Below are 20263 nucleotides of genomic sequence, written 5' to 3'. Positions count from 1 at the left end.
CCCTCAATCAGAGGCCTCTGGAGGACCAGATCCCCAATTCTTAATAGCGAGATTCCTAAAATCATCATCTCAAAAGTTCTTTCAAGGTCTCAAAGTAGCCGCGGCTTTCTTGAGCTGCCGGGCTGTTAGAGTTGGCAATGATGTCCGTTGCATCTTTGATTGTCAGGGGCTTCTCTGTTGCTTTGAGCGAAGTCAAAGTGCCTTCATCGATCTCAATGCCCAAGTTCGCGAAATGCTTTGCAATCGCATAAACTGAGCGTCCAGTTAAGTTTTTCCAAAGTGAATAGAAAAGATCTTCCTGCGTGCCCCAAGTATTTTGCATGAAATAAACAGGCAAAGACTTCATGACGACCGTTTCAAAAACTTCAGAGTCCAACAAAGACTCGAGGCTTTGAAAACAAGAATAGTTTTCGACCTGGGATTGAATCTGCTTTTTATAGATCGGTAAAAGTTGATCGCGGCATTCAATCAGGTGAATTTTCAAGTATGGGTGCGCTTCTTTCAATGCCTGGACGTGAAACCCGCCACCCAGGCCCAAAACAACGATCTCATTAGAAATCGATAAATCTTGCTTTGCCACCCAGGCTTCCGCCTCTTCGATGGGACTATTGAAATCACAAAGCGCCTTGCCGTCTTCAAATGGAATCAAATAACCTGCAGAGTTCTCAGAAAAAGAAATAATGCTCATATCTTATGCTCTCTTAATATTTTTAAGTTTCTCGCGCAAAGAAGCGACTTCTTGATTTTCAGGATTCCATAGAAGCACACGCTCACACTCAAGCTTGGCTTCAGAGATCTGACTATTGCTGCAATAGAGATTGATGAGTGCCAAAGACATGTCTTCATCAAACTCAACTTGGCCGAGGTAATTTTGTAGAACTTCAATGCTTTGATCTTCGCGGCGATCGCGAACGCCCCAGCTGGCCAAAAGCAAGACAGCTGTGCGATTACTAGGATTGATATCCACCGCAGTCTCCAGATTTGCCCACGCCAAAGCGTGATCGCCGAACTGCGCGTGAACCATTGCCAGGCCCACCCATGCTTTGTCATTTTTTGGATTTGCTTTTACGGCTTGGCGGAAGCAGTACAAAGACTTGTCATAATCCTGACGCTGAACTTCAAGTGTACCGAAGTTGACCAAAAGCGTGTCGCAGCCCGGATTCAACGTGTAGGCCTTATTATAATACTCCTCGGCGCCTTCAAAATCGCCTTGGCGAACCAAAATGTTGCCGATATTCTTATAGATTTCAAAAAGTGCTTCATTTTCTTCCGTCAACAAAGACAGCGCCTCGAAGTAGCGGCCGTGAGCTTCTTCATCTTTACCCAGCTTGTAGTAAAGTGTCGCAAGCTTATGCACTTGCTCAAAGTTGCACGCTACTTTTACCGCCGCACTACGCACGATCAATGCTTCGTCAAAACGTTGAGTGCGCTCAAGACACTCTGCCAACAGATTTAAAATCACCGTGTTCTTAGACTGACGGTTGCTGGCGCTACGGAGAAGATTTAGCGCCAGAGCGAATTCACGATGTTTCATCAAGACGCGAGCGTTGGCTACGAGAAGTGCGGCTTTCTCATCCAAGATCTCAGTACTCGCCTTCGGTTTTTCCATCTCGGTTTCGCGATCGAAATCACGGATGGCTTCGGCACGGTCAAAATACACCGTGGGTGCGACCGCCGGTGCGGCCGTTTCTACGACAGCTTCTGGATGAGTTTCAGGACCAGCCGAAAGATCGCTGGACTTTTGAAGGTTGTGTAATTCAAGCAACTGGTTCATTGTTCGGCCTTCTCCTTTTTAAGACGAATCACGCGTCCTAAAATTAGAAAAGCAACCGCAATGCCAAAGAATTTTATTTCTGAATTGAATCTAAATTTGATCTGGCGCCCATATCATTACAGATGAGCCACAAGTTTGACTCCGACCGGGCACCAGACGTCATGAAATTGACTAAACTTCCTCGTCGAGGCGCTTATTAAAGGTCGGGCTCTTGTAGCCACCGACGGCTTTACGGGCTCGACGCACATCCTGAAGTTCACGGATGATGTTCGACTTCGCAGCCTCGATGCAGGCAAGAACTTCCAGGTCCTGCTCGATAATACGGCTGACGTATTCGTCTTTCGTCCGCATCGACTCAACAACTTGACGGCGATCTTCGATACTCATACCGCTAAAGTCATGCGTCTCTGAGTTTTCCTGCTCAAGTTGACCGTCAAGATATCTGATGATTTCCAAAATACGCTCGCGCGTGTTGTAGAAGTTCTCGAGATTTTCAAAATTTCCCATAGAGAAATTTAGAATTTCCGTCTCGTTCAGAGAGTAGAACTTTTCCAAGTAGTGGTTCTTTTCCTGCAATAAACTGATGATTCTTTGCATACACTCTCCTATTTCTTAACTTCTTGTTCTTTTTTAAGTTTTTCCACTGCCTGTACCCAGCCGTCATAAAGGTTTTCTAAAACCTTGAGGCTTGCATAAAGAGGTTCTGGTGAACCGGAGATATTGGCTTTCGTGAACTGCTCCATTAAAAACATATAGAGCTGCTCGAGGTTCTTCGCAATTTCGCCTCCAACTTTGTGGTCCAGCGTATTGTTCAGTTCCATGACGATATCAAAGGCCTTACCGATGTTGTAACCACGCTCGGCAATGTTTTTTTCTTCAGCAGCTTTGATCCCTTGCTTGACGAAGCGAATCGCTCCTTCATAAAGCATCAACAACAGCTTCTCTTTGCTCGCACTTTGAATTGATGTAGTTTTGTACTTCTGATAGGCGTTCTTCATAAATCTCCTTCTATGCCTCCATCCCTGTAATCGGTTTCAATTCGTTATTAACCTTTTGCCCCTTGAGCCATCGCCTGGACAGAGCCCATTTGCTGGTTCAGCTGAGACATTTTTGATTCTAAATCTGCAAACTTTTTTCTTAAGCTTTCTTCCTTCTGCACCAACTGACGTTCTTTGTTGTCGATACGCTTGTTGATCTGATCAATCTTGTCCTGCATCCCTTTTTTGCGGTTCCCGATGGGACCAAACTGGGAATTCACCATGTTGTTCACGGCATTCTTTACGTTGACCACGAATCCCGTCTTAAACCCGTCACCGCGGAAGAACTCGGCAACGCCTTGCGGGTTTGATTGCAAAACCTTATTGAACTTGTCCTGTTTGAAATCCAAAGTACCGTTACGATTAAACTCGATACCCAGTTCGTTGATGAGCTTGATCGGACTTTCGTTCGCATACATTGGATTCATGATCACACTGCGGAGAGAGCTCTCTACCGTGCGCAAAAGACCGTCACCGCCCAACGGGCCCATTGTCGGCGTCTTACTGCCGTTCTGTGCCGTGAGTTTGTGCTGCTGCTGAATAAAGCCAAGAACCGCATTATATGCATCCACGAAGCTCTTGATCTTGCCGCTAATAACTTCGTAGTTTTCTTTGACGTTAATACGTACTTGTTTGCCCGGAGCTGCTTGCTTCAAATCCAGAGTCACGCCCGGGAAGAGGTCCGCCACTTTGTTTTCAGGCAATTCGATTTCAAAGCCATCAACTTTGATTTTCGCGTTCTTCGCCGGGCGAGATTCGTCGAAGTACATATCCTGATCCCCGTCGAGCATATAGATCTTCGGAAATTCGATTTGTTTGTCACTCCCCGTATCCAAACCTGCCACAAGAAGGCGATAGGGATTTTCAGGATCTTTGCGGTCTTCAATGACTGAAGCACGCAAACCAGCGTTGGCAGCATTGATTTGATCCGCAACGCCTGTGAGGGTCGAGTTTTCACCATTGATATAAACTTCTTTGGTGCCTTCAGGAGTTTTGAACTTGATGTAACCGACACCCATCTGAGCTTTGTCTTTATCAGGAAAGCCGTTGGAAATTGCCGAAGGCTTCTCTGCAAGCTGCAGAACTTCTAAGCTATAATCGCCTGGAACCGCGAAGTTTGGATCCAAAGATCCATCAGCGATATTCGGGTCACCGCTCGTGAGTTTTTTATCAGAGAACCCCTTGGTATTCGTCAGCTCACCGAGATTTTTTACGATGTCGTTCACTTTGGTTTCGAGGTCTGTCACAAGCTTGAGCTTGTCTTCGTTTTTGACTCTCGTTTGCTCCATGTTTTTCACAGGAATACGCTCAGCGTCCATCAACTGATCGACGATGTTCGGCGGTAATCCTGAGGCCATTCCGGAGATACGAATGCCAGCCACGTTGTGAGTCCTCCTGACTCGTTTATCTAAGAACCATCCTAGTTCTTAAAATCAGAGCGTCCCTGATACATTTATTCTCTCAGAATATTTATAAAACCGTGAGTCAATCAAATGACCTGGACAAAGCTCGAAAACCGCTTAAAACAGCTATTTTCAGAGGGAATTTTGACACTGGACGGGACTATGGTGGAAGCACCGGTCGTAAAGCCCAGTACTTAAAGCCATGACAGAGAGGGGCTTGCTTGGATCCAAGCTGTGGAAAGCCCCCTCTTGCGATAAATCAACGGTCTCTGCTATTAAATTTTTGCCAGCAACAATTGCAGCAAAACTGAAATTACTTGCTGTTCTGTCGGGTTGAGTCCCAGTTTGCCCAAATTGGCTGATTGTCCGGAAATCACATTCGAGAGCAATTGATTAAGATTCAAACCCAGTGATGAATTTGAACTGACAACTTGAGACAGGCCCGATTGAGATCCCGCAGTCAAAGAGTTTATAAGCGTTTGTAACACACTACTACTGCTAGAAATACCTGAAAGCCCTTGAATGGATCCTGCGCCGATCTTATTTAAAATATCAGATAAAATAACTGAACCAAGACTAGCAACATTGAGATTACCGACACCAAGAACCGCACCTGAAGAGAGACTTTGCAACAAGGCCGACAGATTTGCCGATGGCAAGCCGGAGGTTCCGAGATAAGAAACCAAGGAGCTCATTAAAACACTCGATACCGAAGACAGATTTCCATTGCTAACCCCAGCCGCGGAAAGATTCTGAAACAGCGTCGTTGAGATATTTTGAATCAGGCTATTGGAGATCGCGCCCCCAGAAGACACCAACGAGGCTTCAATCGCAGAGGTTCCAAGTCCCGAGATAAGAGTCGCGATCTGTGAGCTGTTCAAACCAGGAATGGTCGTACCGATATTTTGGCTGATTCCCTGAATAATAATAGGTATTAAGGCATTCACATCAGTGCTTGAACCGAGACCACTGGCGTTGATAGCAACGGCTCCGGAATTTAAAAGCGCTAGGACCTGCGACTCTGATAATGAAGACTTTTGACGAAGGCTTGTGCCAAAAGTTTGCAATACTTTGTTCGATGGAACTGTATTGCCAGTCGTAGAGTCCGGGATTGAGGCACTATTATTGGCCGGAGAAGATTCCACGGAATTAGGGGCGTTAAATTTTCCGCCGCAAGCAGATAACATAGAAGCTGCTGTGATACCTAAAATCAAGTAACGTGATTTCATAATGAATTCTCCTTGATGTAATTAGGTTAGCTCCGACTTTTTAAAATAGAAATACTCGAGCCAAAATAAATATAATTCGTCAAAAATCGCGGCAGATTTCAAAAAATATTCGAATAGAACTTCTGCGTTCCCAGTGTTCCTTTTTTGAAGTGTCTGATTTTTTTTCGCTATTTAAAAAGTTCGCTTGGAAGTGTGGAAGCGCTCGTCCCTCTTCGAAAGGAGGCTATAAACGGATTTAAGCTGATTTCTTAAGGAGCTGGCCTTTCGCGCCAGGGTCATTGCCCGCGGGAAGAGTCCATAGATCTAATTCAGGAATACGGCGGATCACTGTGCCGTTGGTATCTTTGACAAGGACGAATTTCTTATTTTCGATGAGAGTGAGTTCAACAGACCAGTTGTGGTCTTTAACTCCAGGAAGATTTCTGAGTTGCTCGAGGGCTTTTTGGATTTGCTCATCAGTCATCGGCTCACGATGTTCCTGATTACCGCCGCCGGCCTGCTGCCCATTGGCATCGCGGTCCGTCGTCGAATCGGATTTGATCGCTCTCTCAGTTTTCGAGGCGCCCCGAATCGGACTCGTTGGTAGTATGTTTCCTAAAAGACCTTTGATATTCATCAACCTACTTATCGGTCTCTACTCGAGATTGATTAAATTTCGAGCAAAAATCAGGACCTAAGTACCCAGGAGAGCCGAGACGACTCCCCTGGTAGGTTGGTACTAGGAGGATAATGGAGAACATCCTCCCAGAACTTTTTAAATCTTTTTATTATAATTCTAAAAATTAACCCAAGAGTTTCAAAGCAAGCTGTGGAGTCGAGTTAGCTTGACCAAGTACGCTTGTGTTCGCGTTCAAGAGAATGCTATTTCTAGTCATCTCTGAAGTTGCTGCTGCAACGTCTGTATCACGGATACGAGAGTTTGCTGCAGAGATGTTTTCATACATTACACCCAAGTTGTCAGATGTCGATTGCAAACGATTTTGAATCGCACCGAGACTTGCGCGGTAGCCGTTCACTTTAAATTGAGCGTCATCCAATTTAGCCAAAGCTGATTGTGCGCCTTCTTTAGTTGTGAAATCGAGACCATCTACGCCCAACTCATCGATAGATGCATTTGTCATAGAAGAATCATACTTGATACGATCTTCTGAGTCGTTATTGTTGATACCGACTTGGAAATCGAATGTATTACCTGAACCATTCAGAAGCTGTGTATTTCCGAAACGAGTTGTTTGAGAGATACGTTGCATTTCTGATTTAAGTTGTTGAACCTCTTTATCAGTGAAACCACGCTCACGATCACCTACTGTGTCGGAAGCTGCTTGGATGCCCAACTCACGGATACGAGTCAAGATGTTGCTCACTTCGTTCAAACCACCCTCAGCAGTTTGTACCATTGAGATACCATCGTTGGCATTGCGTTGAGCTTGGACCATACTACGGCCTTGAGATTTTAAATTTTCACTGATTGCCAAACCTGCTGCGTCGTCTGCAGATTTAGTGATACGAGAACCTGAAGCCAATTGAGCCATGCTCTTTTGGATTTCGCGCTGGCCATTAGCCATTGTTCTCTGCGCATTGATAGCTGCTACGTTCGTCGAAATTCTGATTCCCATGAGGGACCTCCATTTTTTTGGCGGTCTTATACCTACTTAGACCGCCTGTTTGTACACGTTGGTGACTTCACTTCTTCCTCTAGAGCCTGCTAGCGATGAACTCTCGGCAGTCACTCCTTAAGTCCCTCTCAGCCCGTCCAGGTCGAGGTGTCGTCGTTGCTGTTGACATACCTTTCGGCGAGGTCGTGGAAGTCTTTAGTCGCGTCTAGCAGAACTGGACCATCGTCGCGCGCGAACTAGACCAAGGTTTTGCTTTTTAGGACTTTTAGGCGGCATTTTCAGGATCAAGGTCTAGGAAATTTCCACGGCCGACCACAGTCTCGTCGGGTGGATGCAGGACTATATACTAAGAGATCTTGGTCTTGGCGGATGAAAGGCTTGGTCTAGCGCAATGGATGCTGCTAAAACTCTAAGAGTGAAAATGAAAAATACTCTTCTGCTAGTAGCACTGATAATCACAGCGTGCGCCTCTTCTGAAAGCGCGCAGACGGATCCTGCAACGGGTGAAACGATGACAAAGCTCAAAGCCCGTCCCCTGGGTGTGTCAGTGATTGAGTTGCCAAACACCAACGCGATTTCGATTAAGTTGAAGTTTGATTGTCAGGATGAAAATTACAAAATCCGTATGTTTAAGTACAAGATCCGCGTGACAGAAAACGATAAAGAGATCCAGACCGAAGGCCTGCAAAAAAGCTGGCTCGACAAAAACACAACCATTGTGAATCTCAAGTACCCTAAAAGCCGCAATATCAAGTTTAAGAGCATCGAGATCTCGGCCCACTCTTGGGTGCGCTCATTCCCCGATTCGCAGCTAAGCAGCCCTATTGGGCTGACGCTGCAGCAATGTAAGGACCTGGCACCGTACTAATTATTGTCAGCTTTCTCGCGGCGATCGCGACGGGCTTTATAGAAAGTCTTGGTTGCCACGTAAATATTCTTATCAATCGTTGAAACGATCGCCCCAGACTCATCAAACCAGCTGACGGATTTGGTGAACTCATATTTCCCTTCAGAAGCAGTCACACGTTTGATGAGTTCGAGCTCGTCGTCCGTGTATATGAATTCAGCTTTGAGCTTTCCCTTGCCGGGCTTTTTAAACTGAATCGATGCCGATTTATCCCAAACGACATATTCATCACCGAGTATATTAATCAGCATCACCATGTACATTGGATCCGTGGCAGAAAACTGGCTGCCACCGAAAATCGTGCCAACATAATTGCGCGTCCACATGTTTAAGGATAAACGCACAACCACCTTCTTCCAGTCGCCCGCGATAAACAGCACCTTGCCACCGGTGCCGAAGAACATCGGATAAAGATTAATGCCGTATCTGAAGAATCGCGTTTTTAAGGACTCAGGTGTCATCGTTTTTCCTTCTACTGCCACACCAACGGATCAGACCAAAGCGCATCCACGAGACTCACATCAGCCGGCTGGTAGGACTTCATACCTAATGCTTTCATAAAGCCAAATACCAACGCAAGGTTTGTCACTTCGGTCGCCGCATATTGGTCATTAATCTGAGCATCAGTCATATTTGAGCGAATCTCGAGTGCCGCCTGAATCGTTTCTTGAGTCATTGCACTGCCGGCAATCATCTGACGAGGCAGCGATTTTGCTAAAACACCACCGATACCGACAACCACGATTTCAGGATTTGCGAATTTCTTTTTGATGTTAGCCGGCACTGTCGCAGACGCTTCTGCTTCCGCAAGAGCGACAGATGGCTTTACATTCTTTTTCTTTAACGGATTTGGTGAAGTAACCTTGTCGGGATTTTTTTTCTGAATTTTTGCAATGACCTGATTTTTAAAACTGACTGAAGCGAGATTGCCGTAATAAACAGTTGGCTTTAACGTATCGTCGACGCTCGTCATCTGCATGCTACCGCCGCCGATATCCCAAACTACAAGATCCGCACTAGAAACTTTGACTTTCCCACGGGCTGCTTGAAAGCCCAAGAAGGCCTCTTCGCTTTGCGAGATCACCTTTAGGGGAATAGCCAGCTTCTCGCCAATGGCTTTCACGAAACTCTCGGCGTTTTTAGCTTGGCGAAAAGCTGCTGTTGCAATACCTGTAAACTTCTTAGCTCCTTTAGATTGAGCTTCGCCTTTCAACTTCTCCAAAGCTGCTAAGCCTTCGGTTTGAACAGACTCTGGAAACTCTCCAGCCGCATTCTTTTCAAGGGCCTCGCGGTAATCGACCTTCACCTGATCTTCGAGCACCGTTTGCGTTACATCCTGCGTGCAGGTATTGAACTCCACCACTTTCATTTTGGTTGAGCCTGAGCCCACGTCAAAAGCCGCACGCACCTCTGGCCCGCACTTCGGTGTGGTTTGGCAGGACAATAGAAACGCGGTAGATAAAAGAATAAACACCCATTGGCGCATGCGGACTCCTCTGTATGATTTCAATATTAGAAACAGAGGCGCGAGGAAATTCAAGGAAAGCCGCAAAAATAAAAAACCCCGAAAGGCTTGCGCCTCCCGGGGTGGGCTTAAGAGTAGTTTTTGTGGGCGACTACTCGTAATAATTTCGAAACTCCGTTCCCGCTGGAGCTCCTTTAAAATTTATCTCAAGAGTTCGCGCAATCGGTCAGGATTGCACCAACTCCTCAAATATTGTCCGCAATGACAAACCAGATTCTTGAAGGCTTGGCAGATCTGCGAGCACTCACTCTCACAGACCCACCATTTTGTATCACTGAAACTTTCAGTGAAATTTTATTATAAGAGCTTCAATGCAACCGCTGGTGTTTGATTGGCTTGAGCCAAAACCCCTACCGCTGCTTGTTGCAAGATATTGGCAGACGTCATCTCAGATGTTTCTTTCGCTACGTCTGTGTCACGGATACGAGAGTTCGCAGCCGTTAAGTTTTCGTACTGGATATCCAAGTTGCTCACTGTTGAATCCAAGCGACTTTGGACCGCACCGAAGTTCGCTCTGAGGGAGCTGACTTTCACGAGGGCATCATCGACTGTTTTCAAAGCGGAACGAGCGTCTGATTTCGTACCGACTTCAAGACCATCGATACCCAGTTCAGAGCCAGTTGCATTCGCACCCAGATCGTACTTAATAATATTCTCATCACCGGCGAAGGCACCCACCTGGAACTCCATCTTACCGCCGGAGCCGTCCAAGAGTCGTTTATCACCAAACACTGTGGTTTTAGCGATACGATCGGCCTCTTGAGTGAGTTGTGTTGCCTCTAGATTCAAGAATCCGCGTTCGCGCTCACCGATATGGTCAGAAGCAGCTTGTACTCCCAACTCACGCAAACGGATCAAGATGTTACTGATTTCGTTCAATCCACCCTCAGACACTTGAATTGCTGAAGTTGCATTGAACGCATTGTTTCTGGCCTGAGCAATACCACGAACCTGACCGCGGATATTTTCAGAGATCGCGAGGCCGGCAGCATCATCCGATGCATGCACGATACGCGAACCAGAAGCTAAGGCCGCCGTCGCATGTTCAGCTCTCTTTTGCTGAACCGACAACACCCTTTGTGCCGAGATAGACGCCATATTGGTCTGAATTCTTAAGCCCATTGTATCCTCCTTAGGATAAAGCCAACGCGGTTCCGACCCACCGAAGCTCGCGCTGGAGTTCTAAAAAAATAGTTACGTTAAAATGTTTTTTTAGATTGGAGCGGGCTCGCACTCTCTGACGGGGTGACTGTCCCTTCAGAGAGGCGAGCTATCCGCCTAAGGAGGTTTTGCCGAGTGACTGCTAGACAAAGGTCCCGAGGTTTTAGCTCCAACGTGTACACCGTACTTCTCGGCCTTGGTCCAGGAAACTTTAGGCCCTTGGTCCAGTTGGATCTTTGGCTCAGCGCGTCTTGTGTGCGAAAGCATTGGGATTGGGGCTTAAAAAAATATTTTTAGAATTACGTACTTAGGTCTAGGTCTTCCTAGACCTTGCAGTGATTATGTTACGGAGTTGGATGGTCTTGAACAAGGATTTGGTGACGAAGGCAGGGAACTCCTCTGTGGGGGCACGCCTCCTCGCTCGTCGGTGCCCGCCCTTTCGGGCGGGTTCGCGCATCCATGCGCCACCGAAGGCCCCCACAGAGGAGTTCCCTGCCTCCGCCCCCAAATTTGTTCCATCACTCAATTCCGTAAATATCACTGAAACTAGCGCGAGGGCGTTTCGGGGAAAGTTATTTAGAAATAAAAAAGCCACTGAGTGGTGCTCAGTGGCTTCAGTACAAGCTGTTGTGCTTGATTCTTTTTAATTTACTTCTGTGCCTACTACGGAGATTGAGCAGTAGAGGGGCTTGCTGCTGTGTTCAGTGATGCAGCGGATGCCCGTGCCTGACTGAACCATGGCGCCTGAGAAAGGCTCTCTTCTCATGTTAATGCCGTTTTTTGAAAGCTGAGCTGAGATTTGTTCTGCAGCTTCGCCAGTGATTGTGATGTTGATCGTGTTTTCACGGTTCTTAGCTGTTTGAACTTCGACCTGGCTGTCAGCGAAAGCCATTGTTGAAGTCATGCTGATTGCGAGAGCCAAAAATGCTGTTAACTTTTTCATAGGATATCCTCCTGATTGTTATGTTGTTTACATACCAACCCCCATGCAATCACAAGACCATGCGAAAACGGATATAGTAGCCTCCATATTAAAAGGCACAGCCAGGCAACAAAACAGACTGAATTTGGCAAGGCGGTGTCTAATTAAAAAACATCATTTATGTTTTCAAAATATTGAAACCACCATCGTATTCCCCTTCGACGGAGGCGTGAACTAGAGCTATCACAACTTGATTTTATATTTTAGTAAGGCGTGCCATCTTTGCGAGTGAAAACCCACTTCCCGTTCACCATCACCGCTTTAAGATCATCGCGCGGGTATGAGCCCTCGTCGCCCGGCGTGCGGTCGCCGACTTCAAGATAGACGACATCCCCAGAAGACCGATTCACAAGCTGATGAGCTGTTCCGCCAGCTGCAAAGCCCGCGCACATTCCCGGAGTCAGAAGAGTTTCCGCATGATCCGTAATCAGCGTCGCTTCGCCCTCCAGAATATAAATGAATTCATCCTGCTTCGAATGCTGATGAAAAAGCGAAGACTGAGAACCTGGCTTCAACCGCGTAAGATTCACGCCAAAATTATTCAAACCAAAAACATCCCCGAGCTGCCTCTTCTCGCGCCCATTCATCATCGAAGCAAAAGGCTCCGGATAATTCGAAGGCTTCACCCGCAAAGGCACATCTAAAGATTGAACAGCAACAGGCTTCTTAGATTCAGACATATTCCACTCTCCGAGATAGCGAAGGTTAATTCTAAATACGAACCCGCCCAACGCAAACAAGTAACGAAGAGTGCTATCGAATTTTTATTTCTCTTGAGTGCACAATTTCAAGGGGAAGGGGCTTAGGCTCTTGGAGCAGCGGGGCTCCAGCGGCGCCCGGATGGCGCGAATCCGCGCAAAGCGCGGACGCTGGCGTGAGCGGCTGGATGCCCGTCCCCGATGATTCAAGAGCCTAAGCCCCTTCCCCTTGAAATCCCCGTGCAGGCAAGAAAAAGAAAAAGGCGAACAACGCCATGGACGTTATTCGCCTCGAGTTGTCGCCCCTGAATTAAAAATTATGCGTTATTCCAAGAAACAGGACCTGGCACCTAAGCGATCAGTCGCAGCAGCACTTCATTCGACATGTTGGACTGAGCCAACACCGAAGCTTGATACTGCTGCAGGATCTGGCCACGGCGAACTTCGCTCACCGCTTGAGCGACGTCGGTGTCGGCCATGCGCGAGTGCGCGGCTTCGATGTTCTCGATGCCCACCGCGAGATTGTTGGCGGCGCTGTCCATGCGGGATTGGACGGCTCCGTATTTAGCGCGCGCCTCTGCCACCTTCATCATCGCCTCATCGATGTCTTTCAGGTTACTGCGGGCATCGCTCTTAGATTCAATATCACCGCCATCCACTCCCAATGAAGAGCCTGTGGTATCGGTGTCTGAAGTATATTTAATAATACTATCGCTCCCACCCGAAGTGCCGACTTGGAATTCATAATCTTTCGATTTCCCACTCAGCAATGGGGTAGAACCAAAAGTGGTGGTCTTTGCAATACGATCCAACTCTTGCGAAAGCTGCGTGTATTCATAGTTCAAATATTCGCGCTCTTTATCAGAGTATGTATCACTGGCCGCCTGAACTGCGAGCTCGCGCATGCGGATCAGAATATTATTCTGTTCGTTGAGGGCTCCCTCAGCGACTTGAATAAAGCTCGTGGCGTTGTCGGCATTGTTGAGGGCGGCACGCTGGCCCCTCATTTGACCTTTAAGCTGTTCTGCAATGGCAGCGCCGGCGGCATCAGAGCCGGGCGTATTAAAGCGGGTTCCAGAAGCCAAATCCTTCATGGCCTTTTCAGTGGAACGCTGGGTGGAGCCCAGGTATCGCTGTGCCATCAGAGATGCCGAAACAGGAGAAATACGTAACATTGAAGCTACCTCCCCTTCCCCGAGTGTCTCGCCCCGAGACATTATGGAAGGAAAAAAGCGCCCACTTTTAAACTCTTAAGACCTTTGTCTAGCAGTCAGGAATCTTTTCGGCGCATTGCGTTAAAACTTTAGGATCATTGTATATTATTGGATCTCACGACTCATTTTGAGACATCGTATTTCGGCTTCATCAGGTTCTCTAACGAGAAGACCTCATCCAGCTGCTCTTCAGTGACCACGCCGCGAGCGAGGGCCACCTCGCGCACAATACCCGCGACGCATTTTTCACCGAGAGCGATGCAAGCATTTTGCAAAAGCAGAATAGATTCAAAAAGACTTTCCGCAATCAAAGGCTCCATGACATTTAACTGTAACTGCCCCGCTTCAGCCGGCATGATCGAAGAACCCGCTTGGAGTTCCGGCAGATTGATTTCTTTCAAACCTGCGCGCGGCCCGGATGAGAGCAACCGTAAGTCGTTGCAAATTTTTGAAAGCTTCACCGCAAGCGGCCCATAGCCCCTCGGTGCGTTCACTCCTGTGCCAATCGCTGTTGCTCCCAAGTTTACCTCGAGGATCAGCTTACCAACCATCGCCAAAATTTTCTGATCCTCGCGTATGAGTGTGGCAAACGCTGCGAACTCTTGACCCAAGGTCATTGGAACGGCGTCTTGCAATTGTGTGCGACCCATTTTCAAGAATCGATCAAACTCATTGGATTTTTTCGTAAACATTTCTTGAAGATTCGCCATCGCCGCCATTAGACCCTTCATCGACTGGCATTTATTCACGTGATCATGGGGATGAAGAATTTTGTAATACTTTGCTATGACCCGCGAGTTCAAGCCCGAGGTTTGCGATCACCCGTCCAGAGATTTTAAAATTCTCCATCGCTCGCAAAGTGTGGATGCCATAATAGGCGCTCGCAGGAACCGCTTTCTCTCCGAGCAGATCTTTTTCTATGCGATAGCCGGAGGACGCTTCATTCATGGCAAGGCCGTTAGGATGGGCGGCTCTTCAAAAGCAACACCAGAAGAACTATCGAACGGCAAGAAACTTCGTGTTGCATAATCAAACGTGCGGCGGCCGCCGTATTGCTGAATCAAATCCATGACTTTGTTTCGAACCTGATCGCGAGCATTGTTCCAATCCGCAGGACTATCGGTATTCATGAAAACACCGAAATAGACTTCGCCTTGGTTGGTGGATAGTACTCCCGCCAGAGTGACGGCAGGATCTACAGTGCCCGTTTTCGCCACCATACTGTTCCGGATGGAATCAAACCGCGGACTCAGAGTCCCACCATCAGCACCGGAAACTGACATCACGTCTTTTAAACTCATACCATGCTTCGTATGAAGCTCGGATTGCATTTGATATTGAACACGCAGGATCGCCTCGCAGGTGGCTCTGTTATAATCTTTAACCCCACCATTCGCTCCGCCAATGGAGTTTCCAGATCCATTCACAAACACGAGATCTCGATCATTTAGATTTAAATTGCTTTGTACAAAGTTACGGAAGTTTTGAACTCCGCCAAGGATTTCAAAAAGTTTATCCGCCACATGATTATTCGAAACTGTGTTCATTTCTTTGAGGTAACGATAAAGTGGCGCAGACTTCACAACGAACGACTTCGTGCCAGAAGACGGCTGGAACGTGTTTGCTGGTATAAATTCAACGGATTGGGCTTTTAAACTGAGAGTCTTAGGTAAGCTCATTCCGAGGTTCGCAGCTTCTTGACGTGTTCGAGGATATTCACTCGCCAGCGCCCGAATGTGCCGAGCAATAGAATCGGCAATTTCCTGCGGAGTTAGCACCTCAGATTCCACGTTGTCTGAGATAACAAGCCAGCGGAAACCAAGATTCTCGTCAAAACTCAGCCTCCGAATTTCGCGAACACCATTTCGATTCAACTGTGAAAATAAAAAGTGAGTTAACTGGCGGCCCCAAAAGGGATCTCGGGCCCCTTGAATGTGCACGTCGAAAACATCACGTCCCACCGGGGTAATAAAAATACGAGTACCAAAACGAAATTGAGGGCCTAATTGATGAAGGGCCCAATAAGAAGTGACGACTTTAGAAACTGAAGCAATCTCAAAAAGTTCATTGGTGTGTTCACCTTGGATTTTTGAGCGAGCGCCTTCATCGAGCATATAGCAAACGGAGTTGAGACTCGTTTTCGCCTCTGCGTGAACAGCAAGGCCCAATAGAATGCTGAAAAGAACTATTCCCTTCACATTATCCCCTTTCCAAAGACATCTATACGCACGTTATCGCCCTCAGCAATATATAAAAGTTATAAATTCTTCTGCGAAAATCACATTTAGAGCCCTTCTAAAATCGCTCTAAAGGGTTAGAAAAATTGCCTTTAAATGTTTTTTTTCTGGTTTGACGGCCCCTTATCATTTACAACAATAAGGGTATTTTTATTTTCAGTTAGATTAGTCATACTCAGATAAAACAACATTGATGTAACAACTCGAAGCACAGGATTAATATGAAAGAGAATAAACTTCTGGCCGATTTCCTGAGAGATAAGCGGATCGAATCTGGACACTCTCAAATGGACATCGCCAAAAAGCTGGGTTACACCTCAGCTCAATTCGTTTCCAACTGGGAACGTGGCCTCTCTAGCCCTCCGATTCACACTCTTAGAAAGCTCAGTGAGCTGTATCAAATTCCTCCTGACATGCTTTTCGATATCACTCTTAAAACGATGATCAATCAGGTGACCGTGGACTTGCGCAAAAAATTCTACGGCAAAAAAGGCAAAGGCTAATGGAGCAATTAGGGAATATTTGGGTATGCCCGGTATTCCCTAACCATCCTAGCGATGTCCTCACTCACTTTTTGATAACCGAATCGATGATTCTTATCTCCTAATCCTAATTGTGCAAAAACGTTGCCCTTATCAAAGGGGCCGAAAAAGCCGGTGAAAAAATCAAAGCGTCCTTCTCCGAGGATCGCGCCGCCTTGATCGCGTACCACCAAGTACCCGTTGTGAGCTGTTCCGTCAGGCAACCGCACTCCCACCAACTTCGGGACAAAAATCACATCCCCCACTTTGTGAATAGTAAGATCCGCGGCCACAGAATAGAAAGGATCCAAGCACAGCGCTTGAACCCCATAGCCATAAGGACAACGCGCTTCTTTTTTCTCAGCAAAGCGATTAATGCCATCTTTCTTTTTTGTGAAATTAAAATTGCGGGTGTGCTGGTCTTCAACCACGTAACAAGAACCTTGTAGCAAGCAGTTATCGTAATTCTTTTTGCAAAGTGAGATCAAAACTTTGTCGTTCTCGTCGATGAGATCTTTGAGTTCATTACTCGCACAGATGTCTTTTTCTTTATAGATCACCGGCTTGTAATAAATGGTCGGCGTTATCATTGGCAAATTGTCGCCCACACTGCGGGAACAAGCCGCAATCAGCAGAGGCAGAATGAGGAAGACCAAAATTAATCTCGCCATAAGATATTGGACCTACCATGAAGGCCTAACAAGTCCAATGCGGATCATATCTTGTTTTGGTGAAAATAGCCTGAAGCACCCGTCATAGCTGTAACTATTACGGGAGTGTCCAAAGACTCGACACCAGAGGGAGGGGCTGTATTCGCATCTAGCCTTACTCAGCGGATCCTTTTGTCTTCAACGATCGACCCATTGCGAATGACGCTGACTTTGTTGGCGAGCGCCTCCACGTCTGCCGGATCATGAGTCACAAGAATTGTCGGAATCTTTTCTTTCTCGATCACGCTCTTAATAAGGGCCCGGCTTTCTTGGCGAAGCTCCTGATCCAGCGCTGAGAACGGCTCATCCAGTAACAGAATGCGCGGATCTCCGCTGAGAGCGCGTGCAATCGCCACGCGCTGCTTTTCGCCGCCCGACAAGACACTGACAGGGCGGTTTAAGAACGAGGTCATCTGAAGCACCTTGGTGAGCTCTTGAAGCCTTTCAAAAGCCTGCTCCGGCGGAATCTCGCGGGCCTTTGCCGCAAACAGAATATTTTCTTCGGCCGTCATATGAGGAAAAAGATCCAGCGTTTGAAAGACAACACCCAAGCGTCTTTGCGGAACCGCCATTTTTGCCAGGTCATGATCTTTAAACATCCAACGAAAATTCGGCGCCGTCTCTAGTCCGATGAGCAAGCGAAAGACCGATGTTTTCCCTGACCCCGAAGGACCGGAAAGAACCGTCACTCCTTCATCAAGGATTTCCCAAGAGGGAATGTCGATTTTAAAATCGCCGTAATTTCTAAATAGATTTTCGACTAAAGACATTTCCCACTCCCATAATGACAAAGAAACAAATCACGCCACAGACAACCAGGCTCAAACTTAAAACCGTTGCTAGCCCCAGGCGATAGCTCGACATCAAAGTCTCAGTCATCATCGCCAGCGTCACATCCCGGTGAGCAAGAATTCGCGAAACCGAATAGTCGCCGCACGCCCACACCGCCGCGACTCCCGCAAACAGGGCCGCGCGCTTTGAAATTTGTGGCATCAGCACTTCTTTAAAGATCTGCGTGCTGTTCGCGCCGAGGGTGCGCGCAATCGTGATCTGTCCCTCCAGCGAGCGTAGAACTCCGTCCCAGCCCATGCGATACAAGCTCGCCAGGCAGAGCAGATTAAACGCCAGCGGAATTTTGATAAACGGCCAGAACGATTCATTCGTGCCCATAATCAGAAAAGCGAAACAGCACAAGGCCGTGCTCGGAGCCACATAGCCGGCAAGAAACTTTTCAAACCACGCCTTGGGCCAGCAGTAAGCAATCACCAGAAGACTGCCGTAAGATAGCAACCCCACCAAGATGCCCATGACAAGGCTGCCACAGAAATTCCACAGCAGCGGCGATTGCAATTCATAAAAGGCACTGATCTGGCGAAAGCCCTCAACCACACCTTGAGCATAGCCTAAGAAACCAAAAACTGTGATCAGCAATAAAACGCCGATACCCGAGAAGGAGCGAAGAATCCGCAGGTTCACAACCCGGCTCGAGCTCACTGTGCCCCCACGTTTGGCAAAAAACGAAACCGTGAAAATAAATGCAGACTGAATCACCGCAAGCACGACTGCTTCGCTCCAGTTGCTGGAAAGACGGATCTTTTCATAGATCAGAACTTCCATCGTCGTACCCTTGCCACCACCGACGATCAGCGGAATCGCAAAGCTTCCGAAGCAAACCGCAAAGACAAAAAGGAAAAGTAGAAAAATATCGTTCTTAAGGATGGGCCAGAAGGCCCCTCGCAGAAACTGCCAACGTGTCGACCCCTCGATATAGGCTAGTTCTGCGAGGTTCCCGATTTTGTTTTCGATAATATTCGCCATCATCACAGCCACCAAGCCAAAATTGATCATGGTGTGTGCAATTGTGATCCCAGTAATCCCCATAGGGAATGGATCGATGAAATTCAAAATAGATAAAAGCGTAAAGAGCGGCGGCAAAAAATTCGGAAGCAAACATAGAACTTCCAAAACCATTCTGTAATGACGGCGGAAACCATCCGTAAAACAGATAAGCCCGAAGGCCACCCAGGTTCCCAGCAGCAGTGAGAAAACCGCCGAGAAGAATGCTTGCAGAAAAGAGTTCTTAAAAGCCCAGAGGAGCTCACGCCACTCTGGCCAACTGGTAATATAGAAATGCGATAACAGGAACAAAAACGGAAAGACCAAATAAATCAGCAATGCGGAACGAATCAGATTGCGTGGGCTCAATTGCCGTCTCCGCGGCGAACTTCAGACCACTTCTTCAGCAATCTCTCAACTTCTTGTGCAGAAGGAATTTGGAAGTCGCCCAAAGTTTTAAACTGCGGAATGTTGGCAAATGGAGTTCCCTCTTTCACGTTTTTGATAATCGGGAACATGTAATTCTTCTGCATGATGAGTTTCTGACCTTGATCCGACAGCATCAGATTTACGAATCTTTCAGCCAGCTCGCAGTTTTTGCAGAAATCAGGAATGCCCATGAACTCGTACTGAATCGGATGGCCTTCTTTGAATTCCAAGGCGACATAGTCATTATTTTTTTCTTCAACCTGGTGATAGACTGGCGACGTCACATAAGACAAAGCAAGCTTGGCTTGTTTTTTTGTGAAAAGACCGTAAGCCGCGGACCATGTCGGTGAGTAGCTATGAACTTGGTCCATGGTTTTCTGGATAAACTTGAAACCTTCTTCTTCACCCTTAGCACGAACCACCCAATACAAGAACTGCATGCCCGGAGAACTCGTGCGCGGATCTTCGATGGCGATCTTGCGTTTCAGCTCCGGCTCCATCAAATCATCAAGACTTTGTGGCGGCTTGCTGATCTCACCCTTACGCGCAACAAAAGCAATCACGCCCCAATCAAATGGAACGAAGTAGCTGTTCTGCAACGCTGGCTTTACTTCATCATAAGCATCAAGGCCGGAGATATTGAGTTCACGCCATTTTTGCTCTGCCAATGCTTTTTGCAAATCAAATTGATCCAATCCGACAACAAGATCGGCACCAAGACTGTCACCTTCGATTTTCAAACGCTGAAGAAGAATTCCAGAATCACTGCCTTCGATGTACTGAACTTGGCAGTCGCAGTCTTTTTCGAAAAGCTCTTTCAAACCCGGGCCCGGGCCCCATTGTCCCGTAAACGAGCTGTAACCAAACACACGCAGAGTGGGCTTCACCTCTTGCGGCTTGCTCTCATCGTTCTTATTCAGAAGCGCTAAGAAGAGGCCGACAAAAACGACTGTGACGAATAAAATAAAATGCTTCATGCTTCAG

The 20263-nt window shown here is 47.2% G+C and carries 21 protein-coding genes and 1 pseudogene; 2 read left to right on the top strand and 20 right to left on the bottom strand.

Annotation, left to right across the window (positions count from 1 at the left end; translation table 11 throughout):
* Positions 1-64: 64 nt before the first annotated feature.
* The 8 genes from JSU04_06980 to JSU04_06945 all read right to left on the bottom strand — a co-directional run bounded on the left by JSU04_06980 (position 65) and on the right by JSU04_06945 (position 7059).
* Entirely contained in the window at positions 65-688 is a 624-nt protein-coding gene (locus JSU04_06980) for a hypothetical protein (protein ID MBS1970033.1), read from the bottom strand.
* Between the two features lie 3 nt (positions 689-691).
* Entirely contained in the window at positions 692-1765 is a 1074-nt protein-coding gene (locus JSU04_06975) for a tetratricopeptide repeat protein (protein MBS1970032.1), read from the bottom strand.
* 180 nt (positions 1766-1945) lie between these two features.
* Positions 1946-2371 carry a hypothetical protein gene (locus JSU04_06970; protein ID MBS1970031.1) on the bottom strand — a complete coding sequence of 142 codons (426 nt, stop codon included), beginning with the start codon at positions 2369-2371 and terminating at the stop codon, positions 1946-1948.
* Between the two features lie 8 nt (positions 2372-2379).
* On the bottom strand, positions 2380-2772 hold the full coding sequence (gene fliS, locus JSU04_06965; GenBank protein ID MBS1970030.1) for a flagellar export chaperone FliS: 393 nt from the start codon (positions 2770-2772) through the stop codon (positions 2380-2382).
* A gap of 47 nt (positions 2773-2819) precedes the next feature.
* A complete protein-coding gene (fliD, locus tag JSU04_06960; GenBank protein ID MBS1970029.1) occupies positions 2820-4169 on the bottom strand; it encodes a flagellar filament capping protein FliD in 1350 nt (449 codons plus the stop codon).
* A 320-nt stretch (positions 4170-4489) separates the two neighbouring features.
* A complete protein-coding gene (locus JSU04_06955; protein MBS1970028.1) occupies positions 4490-5443 on the bottom strand; it encodes a hypothetical protein in 954 nt (317 codons plus the stop codon).
* A 235-nt stretch (positions 5444-5678) separates the two neighbouring features.
* Positions 5679-6059, bottom strand: a complete 381-nt coding sequence (locus JSU04_06950) for a hypothetical protein (protein ID MBS1970027.1) — start codon at positions 6057-6059, stop codon at positions 5679-5681.
* A 166-nt stretch (positions 6060-6225) separates the two neighbouring features.
* Positions 6226-7059: a flagellin FliC gene (locus JSU04_06945; protein ID MBS1970026.1), complete on the bottom strand. Its 834-nt coding sequence runs from the start codon at positions 7057-7059 to the stop codon at positions 6226-6228.
* Between the two features lie 421 nt (positions 7060-7480).
* On the opposite strand from JSU04_06945, the gene JSU04_06940 reads away from it, so the two are divergent.
* A complete protein-coding gene (locus tag JSU04_06940) occupies positions 7481-7927 on the top strand; it encodes a hypothetical protein (protein ID MBS1970025.1) in 447 nt (148 codons plus the stop codon).
* Here JSU04_06940 and JSU04_06935 read toward each other — a convergent pair.
* The 8 genes and pseudogenes from JSU04_06935 to JSU04_06900 all read right to left on the bottom strand — a co-directional run bounded on the left by JSU04_06935 (position 7924) and on the right by JSU04_06900 (position 15744).
* Positions 7924-8427, bottom strand: a complete 504-nt coding sequence (locus tag JSU04_06935; protein MBS1970024.1) for a DUF4442 domain-containing protein — start codon at positions 8425-8427, stop codon at positions 7924-7926. The genes JSU04_06940 and JSU04_06935 overlap by 4 nt on opposite strands.
* A gap of 11 nt (positions 8428-8438) precedes the next feature.
* Complete coding sequence (locus tag JSU04_06930) at positions 8439-9452, bottom strand: hypothetical protein (protein ID MBS1970023.1); 1014 nt, start codon at positions 9450-9452, stop codon at positions 8439-8441.
* 336 nt (positions 9453-9788) lie between these two features.
* A complete protein-coding gene (locus JSU04_06925) occupies positions 9789-10613 on the bottom strand; it encodes a flagellin FliC (GenBank protein ID MBS1970022.1) in 825 nt (274 codons plus the stop codon).
* A 682-nt stretch (positions 10614-11295) separates the two neighbouring features.
* Positions 11296-11595, bottom strand: a complete 300-nt coding sequence (locus JSU04_06920) for a hypothetical protein (protein ID MBS1970021.1) — start codon at positions 11593-11595, stop codon at positions 11296-11298.
* Between the two features lie 242 nt (positions 11596-11837).
* Positions 11838-12314, bottom strand: a complete 477-nt coding sequence (locus JSU04_06915; protein ID MBS1970020.1) for a cupin domain-containing protein — start codon at positions 12312-12314, stop codon at positions 11838-11840.
* 368 nt (positions 12315-12682) lie between these two features.
* Positions 12683-13507 (bottom strand): flagellin FliC, encoded by an 825-nt coding sequence (locus tag JSU04_06910; protein ID MBS1970019.1) that lies wholly within the window; start codon positions 13505-13507, stop codon positions 12683-12685.
* A 161-nt stretch (positions 13508-13668) separates the two neighbouring features.
* A pseudogene (locus JSU04_06905) lies at positions 13669-14494 on the bottom strand (hypothetical protein).
* Positions 14491-15744 (bottom strand): D-alanyl-D-alanine carboxypeptidase, encoded by a 1254-nt coding sequence (locus JSU04_06900; protein MBS1970018.1) that lies wholly within the window; start codon positions 15742-15744, stop codon positions 14491-14493. Before JSU04_06900 ends, JSU04_06905 begins: the two are co-directional and overlap by 4 nt.
* Before the next feature lie 260 nt (positions 15745-16004).
* Here JSU04_06900 and JSU04_06895 point away from each other — a divergent pair, with 260 nt between their 5' ends.
* Complete coding sequence (locus JSU04_06895) at positions 16005-16286, top strand: helix-turn-helix transcriptional regulator (protein ID MBS1970017.1); 282 nt, start codon at positions 16005-16007, stop codon at positions 16284-16286.
* Positions 16287-16294: 8 nt separating this feature from the next.
* On the opposite strand, the gene JSU04_06890 is transcribed toward JSU04_06895, so the two are convergent.
* The 4 genes from JSU04_06890 to JSU04_06875 all read right to left on the bottom strand — a co-directional run bounded on the left by JSU04_06890 (position 16295) and on the right by JSU04_06875 (position 20256).
* Complete coding sequence (locus tag JSU04_06890; GenBank protein MBS1970016.1) at positions 16295-16975, bottom strand: murein transglycosylase; 681 nt, start codon at positions 16973-16975, stop codon at positions 16295-16297.
* Positions 16976-17133: 158 nt separating this feature from the next.
* Positions 17134-17784, bottom strand: coding sequence for an ATP-binding cassette domain-containing protein (locus JSU04_06885; GenBank protein ID MBS1970015.1), 651 nt, complete (start codon positions 17782-17784; stop codon positions 17134-17136).
* On the bottom strand, positions 17759-19219 hold the full coding sequence (locus JSU04_06880) for an iron ABC transporter permease (protein ID MBS1970014.1): 1461 nt from the start codon (positions 19217-19219) through the stop codon (positions 17759-17761). The genes JSU04_06885 and JSU04_06880 overlap by 26 nt, the downstream gene beginning before the upstream one ends.
* Positions 19216-20256: a thiamine ABC transporter substrate-binding protein gene (locus JSU04_06875; GenBank protein ID MBS1970013.1), complete on the bottom strand. Its 1041-nt coding sequence runs from the start codon at positions 20254-20256 to the stop codon at positions 19216-19218. The genes JSU04_06880 and JSU04_06875 overlap by 4 nt, the downstream gene beginning before the upstream one ends.
* Positions 20257-20263 lie beyond the last annotated feature (7 nt).

The sequence above is a fragment of the Bdellovibrionales bacterium genome, from assembly GCA_018266295.1.
Taxonomy (GTDB): Bacteria; Bdellovibrionota; Bdellovibrionia; order Bdellovibrionales; family Bdellovibrionaceae; genus JACMRP01.
Note: the sequence above shows the minus strand (reverse complement) of the source record. Positions and strands in the feature narration are given on the sequence as shown.

What these genes read in the sequence shown, in the direction of transcription:
- JSU04_06980 (MBS1970033.1), bottom strand. Translation starts at nt 688, where the DNA reads ATGAGCATTATTTCTTTTTCTGAGAACTCTGCAGGTTATTTGATTCCA.
- JSU04_06970 (MBS1970031.1), bottom strand. Translation starts at nt 2,371, where the DNA reads ATGCAAAGAATCATCAGTTTATTGCAGGAAAAGAACCACTACTTGGAA.
- fliS (MBS1970030.1), bottom strand. Translation starts at nt 2,772, where the DNA reads ATGAAGAACGCCTATCAGAAGTACAAAACTACATCAATTCAAAGTGCG.
- fliD (MBS1970029.1), bottom strand. Translation starts at nt 4,169, where the DNA reads ATGGCCTCAGGATTACCGCCGAACATCGTCGATCAGTTGATGGACGCT.
- JSU04_06955 (MBS1970028.1), bottom strand. Translation starts at nt 5,443, where the DNA reads ATGAAATCACGTTACTTGATTTTAGGTATCACAGCAGCTTCTATGTTA.
- JSU04_06950 (MBS1970027.1), bottom strand. Translation starts at nt 6,059, where the DNA reads ATGAATATCAAAGGTCTTTTAGGAAACATACTACCAACGAGTCCGATT.
- JSU04_06945 (MBS1970026.1), bottom strand. Translation starts at nt 7,059, where the DNA reads ATGGGAATCAGAATTTCGACGAACGTAGCAGCTATCAATGCGCAGAGA.
- JSU04_06940 (MBS1970025.1), top strand. Translation starts at nt 7,481, where the DNA reads ATGAAAAATACTCTTCTGCTAGTAGCACTGATAATCACAGCGTGCGCC.
- JSU04_06935 (MBS1970024.1), bottom strand. Translation starts at nt 8,427, where the DNA reads ATGACACCTGAGTCCTTAAAAACGCGATTCTTCAGATACGGCATTAAT.
- JSU04_06930 (MBS1970023.1), bottom strand. Translation starts at nt 9,452, where the DNA reads ATGCGCCAATGGGTGTTTATTCTTTTATCTACCGCGTTTCTATTGTCC.
- JSU04_06925 (MBS1970022.1), bottom strand. Translation starts at nt 10,613, where the DNA reads ATGGGCTTAAGAATTCAGACCAATATGGCGTCTATCTCGGCACAAAGG.
- JSU04_06920 (MBS1970021.1), bottom strand. Translation starts at nt 11,595, where the DNA reads ATGAAAAAGTTAACAGCATTTTTGGCTCTCGCAATCAGCATGACTTCA.
- JSU04_06915 (MBS1970020.1), bottom strand. Translation starts at nt 12,314, where the DNA reads ATGTCTGAATCTAAGAAGCCTGTTGCTGTTCAATCTTTAGATGTGCCT.
- JSU04_06910 (MBS1970019.1), bottom strand. Translation starts at nt 13,507, where the DNA reads ATGTTACGTATTTCTCCTGTTTCGGCATCTCTGATGGCACAGCGATAC.
- JSU04_06895 (MBS1970017.1), top strand. Translation starts at nt 16,005, where the DNA reads ATGAAAGAGAATAAACTTCTGGCCGATTTCCTGAGAGATAAGCGGATC.
- JSU04_06890 (MBS1970016.1), bottom strand. Translation starts at nt 16,975, where the DNA reads ATGGCGAGATTAATTTTGGTCTTCCTCATTCTGCCTCTGCTGATTGCG.
- JSU04_06885 (MBS1970015.1), bottom strand. Translation starts at nt 17,784, where the DNA reads ATGTCTTTAGTCGAAAATCTATTTAGAAATTACGGCGATTTTAAAATC.
- JSU04_06875 (MBS1970013.1), bottom strand. Translation starts at nt 20,256, where the DNA reads ATGAAGCATTTTATTTTATTCGTCACAGTCGTTTTTGTCGGCCTCTTC.